Here is a 6,229-nt window from a genome sequence, read left to right on the forward strand (position 1 = left end):
GCTGATCAACGCCGCCAACCGCGCCGCGATCGATTCGTGGGTCGCCGACGGCGGTCAGGGTGACTTGTTGGAACTCATGGCCGAAGCCGTGGAACTTGTGCGGGCCTCGATCGCCGCCATCGAGCGCACCGGCACGGCTGCTGGACCGCGGCGGGGGAGTGGGCAGCGTGTCGGGTGACTCACGTTCCCTCGCGGTGGTCACCGGGGGAGCGCGAGGCATCGGGGAATCCATTGTGGCCGAGCTGATTCGCAGCGGGCACCGGGTGGCCGCGATCGATGTGAATGCGAAGGCCATCGCACGCGCACAGGATTCGGAAGACGCGAGAGCGGGATCGCTCGTCCCGATGAACGTATCGATCACCGACCGTGACGCGGTCGAGGACGCGCTGAGCACCTTGGCCGACCGGTATGGGCCCGTTCGGGCGTTAGTCAACAACGCCGGGATGACGCTGCCCGGAACGTTTCTCGAGCAGACCGACGAGGACTGGGACCGCATTGTCGACGTCAATCTCAAGGGCACCTTCGTGATGGCACAGGTCGTCGCCCGGCAGATGGTCGCGCACGGCGGCGGGGCCATTGTTAACGTCAGCTCGGTGTCGGCCCACGGGGTACGCACCGGGCCGCCGGCCTATGCGGCCGCCAAGGCCGGCGTCGAGGGGTTGAGCCGGCTGATGGCCGTTCAGCTCGGTGTCCACGCCATCCGGGTCAACACCGTCGTTGTTGGCACCACCGCGACACCGTGGCTGTTGTCGCGCAAGACGTCCGACGAGCTGGCGCAGATGCGCCGGACAACGCTGACCGGAAACATCGGGGAACCGGAGGATGTCGCCGGCGTGGTGGCATTTTTGTGTTCACCCGCGGCCAAACACGTCACCGGCCAGCTGATTTCGGTGTCGGGTGGGCAGTGGATGCCATGACGTTGATGCGGAACGACAAGACAGATGCTGATGTAGTGTTTACTGCTACGAATCGATGCCAGGGGATGTCGTGGAACTGAAGAGAATCCTGTTCGACGTCAGCGAGCAGGTCGCCACCATCACGATCAACCGACCGGAGCGGCTCAACGCCACCGACGACCTGACCCGCACCGAACTCGGCCTAGCGTGGGCTCGGGTGCGGGAGGACCCCAACATTCGGGTGGCCATCATCACCGGGGCCGGCGACCGCGCATTCTCCGCGGGCCAGGACATCCGGGCAACGGCCGAGGGCGGCATCCGCAACAAGGTTCCCGGCTCGCGGCTGCACCACAACGTGTGGAAACCGGTCATCTGCGCCCTCAACGGAATGGTCGTCGGCGGTGGGCTGCATCAGGTCGCCGACGCCGACCTCATCATCGCGGCCGAACACGCGGAGCTGATCGACACGCATCTGGCCGTGGGCAACGTGTTCGCGCTCGAGCCCGCCGTGCTGCTGCGCAGGATGCCGCTGTCAATGGTGATGCAGCTCGGGCTGATGACCAAGCAGGGCCGGATCAGCGCGCAGCGGGGCTACGAGATCGGCCTGATCAACGAGGTCGTGCCCGCGGACCGGCTACAACAGCGGGCGCGCGAAATCGCCTTGGACATCGCGAAACTCTCGCCGGCGACGGTCCAGGCGTCGATCAAGGCGATGTGGAGCAGCCTCGACGTCGGGCTGCGCGCGGCCAACGATGTCGCGTACCGCTATGTGCTGCAACACCAGCTCACCCATCCCGACTACCGGGAAGGGATGCTCGCGTTCGCGGAGAAGCGGGAACCACGGTGGGTCGTGGAATGACGCGTCATGGGTGAATCCGCACGAACGTTCAGCTACGACCCGCTGCCCTACGCACCCGTCGTCCCGTCGATGCTGGCCGACCTGGCCGCCGCGTACGGCGACAACGACTTCGTCGTCAGCTCGGCCGGTGCGGGGACGATCGAGCGAATCACATACGGGCAAGCCGATACCAGGTCTGGCGACATGGCGCGGCGGCTGCTCGCGGCGGGCGTCACCAAAGGCGTTCGGGTCGGCATCCTGGCGCCCAACGGGCCCGACTTCGCGACCGCCTTCCTGGCGGCCACCCGGATCGGCGCGGTCGCGGTGCCGATCAACACCTTCTTTCAGCCGACAGAGTTGAGGTGGCTGCTTCGCGACGCCGATATCCACACCCTGCTATCGGTCGACTCGCTGCTCGGCAAGGACATGCTGGCGCGGATCACGGAGGCCACCGGCGATCCTTCGGTAGGAAACGAACCCCTCGCCATCGAACGAGTACCTCAGTTACGCAACATCTTCGCCCTTGGCGACACCGATCGGAAATGGCCTTCCAGGTGGCCGGAACCGGTGCCCGAGGCGCTTCTGCGCGCATGCGAATCCACCGTCCGCCCGTCCGACGACCTGGTCGTCATTTACACATCGGGAAGCACCTCCGACCCGAAGGGCGTCATTCACACGCACGGCACCGCGATCGCGCACTCTCGCTTCGTCGCCACCCAGCACGAGTGGAAGCCCGACGACCGGGTGTACATCCCGATGGTGTTCTTCTGGGTCGCCGGGCTGGTGTTCGGTCTGCTCGGACCGATGCAGACCGGCGCCACTATTCTCACCGAGCACAAGTTCGACGCCGGCGACGTGCTGCGCCTGCTCGAATCCGAACGGGCCACCTACGCAACGGGATTCCCCCACGTGGGCCGGTCACTGGCGAATCATCCCGACTTCTCGTCCACCGATCTGTCAAGTCTGCGCGCGGGATACCACCAGGTCCTGTTAGCGCCGGAACTGCGTGCGGCCGATCCGTCGCTGCTGGTGACACAGCTGGGGATGACCGAAACCTGTAGTTCGCACACTTGGTGGCCCCCACACGAACCGGTGCCCGAAACCAAGCGCGGTGCGCTCGGAGTATCCGCACCCGGCTATCAGCACAAGGTCGTCGACGAGTCGGGCGTACAGGTGCCCAACGGGATGGTCGGGGAAATCTGCGTGCGGGGAACGGCCATGATGCGCGGCATGGTCGGACGGCAGCACAGCGAGCTGTTCGACGCCGACGGCTGGTATCACACGAAGGATGCCGGATACCTCGATGATGACGGGTTCCTGTATTTCGCCGGGCGCACCGACGACATGATCAAGACCTCGGGCGCCAACGTCGCGCCGGTGGAGGTGGAGGCGGTGATCTGCGGCGTCGACGGAGTCCGGATCGCCTATGTCGCCGGCGTTCCGGACGCGGACAAGGGCGCCGTCGTCTGCGCCGTCGTCGTGCTCAATCAAGGGCGGCACACCTCACAAGACGAGCTCATCGCGGCGTGCCGAACCGAACTGGCCGCGTACAAGATCCCCAAGCGGTGGGTGATCCTCTCCGACGCCGACCGGCTGCCGTACACCACCACGAACAAGATCGACAAGCCCCGGCTGGTGCAGCTTGTCACCTCGGGGGAGCTGGCATGACCACGTTGGAGGAGCGAATCGCCCGCCTGGAGGCCATCGAGGAAATTCGTCAGCTTGCGGCGCGGTACGCGGTGGCGCTGGACATGCGCGACTTCGATTCCCTGGCAAACCTTTTCGTCGACGACGTCGGGGTGCCTGGCACACGGCGCGGCCGCGACGCGATGCGCCAATGGTACGACGCAGAGGTGCGTCCGACGCTGCTGGGCAGCGCGCACGGTGTCCTCGGCCATGTTATCGACGTCCACGATGCCGACACAGCGAGCGGACTTGTCTACTCACGCAACGACTTGGAAACCGAGACCGCGTGGTTCATCGAGATGCTTGCCTATCTGGACCGCTACGAACGGCGGGCCGGCCATTGGTATTTCGCGCGCCGCACCCCGCTGTTCTGGTACCGGAGCGACATCACCGACCCGCCTGTCGGTCCACAGAAGGTGCGTTGGCCCGGCAGCTCCGGCCAGGACGGCTCGTTCCACGACGCGTTTCCCTCGTGGGAAGAGTTCTGGGCCGCCGATCCCGGACGATTCGACGCACCGGTCCCAGCCCCCGCCGCCGTCGGTGAGTGGTTGCGCACTTTGCGCCGGGGTGTCCAAGCACCGCGCGTCAGCCCGACCGGGCGCGGGACTGCGGAGTCTTGAGATGTCAAGCCAGGAAATAAGATTCGGATTCACCGATGAGCAGAACGAGTTGCGCCGCATCGTGCGTTCCTTCTTCGAGAGCAAGGCCGACGAGGCGCAGGTGCGCCGCCAGATGGAATCACCGCTGGGCTACAACCCCTCGCTGTGGGTGCAGATGTCCGACGAGCTGGGCCTGGTGGGGCTCGCGATCCCCGAGGAATTCGGCGGGCAGGGCTTCACTTTCGTCGAACTCGGCGTCGTCGCCGAGGAGCTCGGGCGGGCCCTGGTGCCCTGCCCGTACTTCGCGTCGGCGGTGCTGGCGTCGAGCGCGCTGCTGAATTCGGGTGACTACGCCGCCCAACGGCGGTACCTGCCGGGCATTGCGTCCGGAGCGACCGTCGCCAGCCTGGCGGTCACCGAGGAGTCGGGCCGCTGGGAGGCCGGGGCGATCCGCACGCGGGCGCGAGAAACGGCCCGCGGCTGGGTGGTGGATGGAGCCAAAACCTATGTCCTCGACGGCTGCAGCGCCGATCTGCTGTTCGTGGCCGCCCATACCGACTCCGGATTGTCGCTGTTCGCCGTCGACCGCTTCGACAGCGTCACCCGCCGCGCACTGTCCACCCTGGACCAGACCCGAAGACAAGCCCGCATCGAATTCAGTGCTACGCCGGCGTCGCTCGTCGGTCATTCGGGCGGCGCGGAGGCGGTGTTGCGCTCGACCCTCGCGCTCGGCGCTGCCGCGCTGGCCGCCGAACAGGTCGGCGGCGCGCAACGATGTCTCGAGATGGCCGTCGCCTACGCGAAGACCCGCAGGCAGTTCGGCAAGCCCATCGGCTCATTCCAGGCCATCCGCCACAAGTGCGCCGATATCTTCCTCGATGTCGAATGTGCTCGCGGGGCGGCCTATTACGCGGTGCAGGCCGCGGCCAAACGCTCGCCCGAATTGCCGGCGGTGGCGTCGTTGGCGAAGGCCTGCAGTTCGGAGGCGTATGCCCGGGCCGCTGCCGCCAACATCCAGGTCCACGGCGGCATCGGATTCACCTGGGAGCATCCTGCCCATCTGTACTTCAAGCGTGCTCAATCGTCGGGACATCTGCTGGGCGACGCCTCGTATCACCGGAAGCTGCTCGCCGACGAGATCGGGATCTGAAGAGCGTCAGAAGTCCGTGCCGCCGTCGATGTTGACGGCCGCGCCCGTCATGAACCCTGCCCTGTCACTGAGCAGGAACGCGATCAGCTCGCCCGCTTCTTCGGGACGACCGCCACGGCCGAGGGCGACACGCATGTTCCAGTCCGGGTTGCTGGCCAGGTGCGTGTAGATCGCGTCCTCTAGCGCCACCCCGTATTGTTCTGCCCGCTTGGCGCGGATGAAGTCGTTCACCTCGGTGTCGAACAGTCCCGGGCACACGGTGTTCACCCGGATGCCGTCGGGCCCATGCGTTTTCGCCAGGATCTTTGACAGCGTCAACACCGCAGCCTTCAGCGCGTTGTACGGCGGAATCAGAACCTTCGGCGCACGAACGGAATACGCGGCCGTCGTCACGATGGTTCCGCCGCCGTTGCGTTGCAGGTGCGGAATGACGGCGCGGCAGGACCGCACCGTTCCCATGAGAATCAACTGGTAATACCAGTCCCACGACTCGTCACCGTGTTCGAGGAACGGCCCCTGCTGCTTCATCGGTCCCGCGGTGACCGCCAGACCGCGCAAGGGGCCCAGGCTTGCGGCCGCGCGGTCGATGGCGCGATCCACCCCATCACCGGAAGCGGCGGCGTCGACGGCGATCCCGACCGCACCCACCCCGTAGTCCGCGGTCAACTGCTCGGCCCGCGCTCGGGCGCGCTCTGGATTCCGAGCCAGCAGCGCCACGTTGGCACCATTGGCGGCGAGCTCCTCGGCGGCGGCGAACCCGATCCCGGTCGTCCCGCCGACGAGAACGAAGTTGCGTCCCGCCACACCAAGCTCCACGCGCTGCCCTCGTTTCTGGCGTCACCGCCGGTGACAGCCATACTAAACAGACGTACGCCATGTGTTGCAATGACTACTTTGCGGCCGCCGTGCGGCGACGTTTGGGCCTTTGGATGGAACACCAGGCGCGAATTTGTCGCGTAGCATGGAGCGACATGTCGACGAAACCGGCCCCGTCCGATCTCGAGTCGGATGGGGAATTCGATCGCCGGGACCAGATCCTCGAGGCGGCGAACGAATGCTT

Annotated in this window: 6 protein-coding genes; 5 read left to right on the plus strand and 1 reads right to left on the minus strand. The window is 66.3% G+C overall.

The window, feature by feature from the left end:
• Positions 1-194 precede the first annotated feature (194 nt).
• From A5702_RS10375 to A5702_RS10395, 5 genes are all read left to right on the plus strand, one after another.
• Positions 195-917 carry an SDR family NAD(P)-dependent oxidoreductase gene (locus A5702_RS10375; RefSeq protein ID WP_255378669.1) on the plus strand — a complete coding sequence of 241 codons (723 nt, stop codon included), beginning with the start codon at positions 195-197 and terminating at the stop codon, positions 915-917.
• Between the two features lie 70 nt (positions 918-987).
• The gene (locus A5702_RS10380; protein ID WP_082956017.1) at positions 988-1,755 is read left to right on the plus strand and encodes an enoyl-CoA hydratase-related protein; all 768 of its coding nucleotides are present in this window, start codon (positions 988-990) and stop codon (positions 1,753-1,755) included.
• 6 nt (positions 1,756-1,761) lie between these two features.
• Positions 1,762-3,402 (plus strand): class I adenylate-forming enzyme family protein, encoded by a 1,641-nt coding sequence (locus tag A5702_RS10385; protein ID WP_068220408.1) that lies wholly within the window; start codon positions 1,762-1,764, stop codon positions 3,400-3,402.
• Positions 3,399-4,040: a nuclear transport factor 2 family protein gene (locus A5702_RS10390; RefSeq protein WP_068220411.1), complete on the plus strand. Its 642-nt coding sequence runs from the start codon at positions 3,399-3,401 to the stop codon at positions 4,038-4,040. The genes A5702_RS10385 and A5702_RS10390 overlap by 4 nt, the downstream gene beginning before the upstream one ends.
• A 1-nt stretch (position 4,041) precedes the next feature.
• Complete coding sequence (locus A5702_RS10395) at positions 4,042-5,169, plus strand: acyl-CoA dehydrogenase family protein (protein ID WP_068220414.1); 1,128 nt, start codon at positions 4,042-4,044, stop codon at positions 5,167-5,169.
• 6 nt (positions 5,170-5,175) lie between these two features.
• Here the strand turns inward: A5702_RS10395 and A5702_RS10400 are convergent, their stop codons facing one another.
• Entirely contained in the window at positions 5,176-5,985 is an 810-nt protein-coding gene (locus tag A5702_RS10400) for an SDR family NAD(P)-dependent oxidoreductase (protein ID WP_055405067.1), read from the minus strand.
• Positions 5,986-6,229 lie beyond the last annotated feature (244 nt).

This window comes from Mycobacterium sp. E3339, from assembly GCF_001666915.1.
GTDB lineage: Bacteria > Actinomycetota > Actinomycetes > Mycobacteriales > Mycobacteriaceae > Mycobacterium.

What these genes read in the sequence shown, in the direction of transcription:
- A5702_RS10390 (WP_068220411.1), top strand. Translation starts at nt 3,399, where the DNA reads ATGACCACGTTGGAGGAGCGAATCGCCCGCCTGGAGGCCATCGAGGAA.
- A5702_RS10395 (WP_068220414.1), top strand. Translation starts at nt 4,042, where the DNA reads ATGTCAAGCCAGGAAATAAGATTCGGATTCACCGATGAGCAGAACGAG.
- A5702_RS10385 (WP_068220408.1), top strand. Translation starts at nt 1,762, where the DNA reads ATGGGTGAATCCGCACGAACGTTCAGCTACGACCCGCTGCCCTACGCA.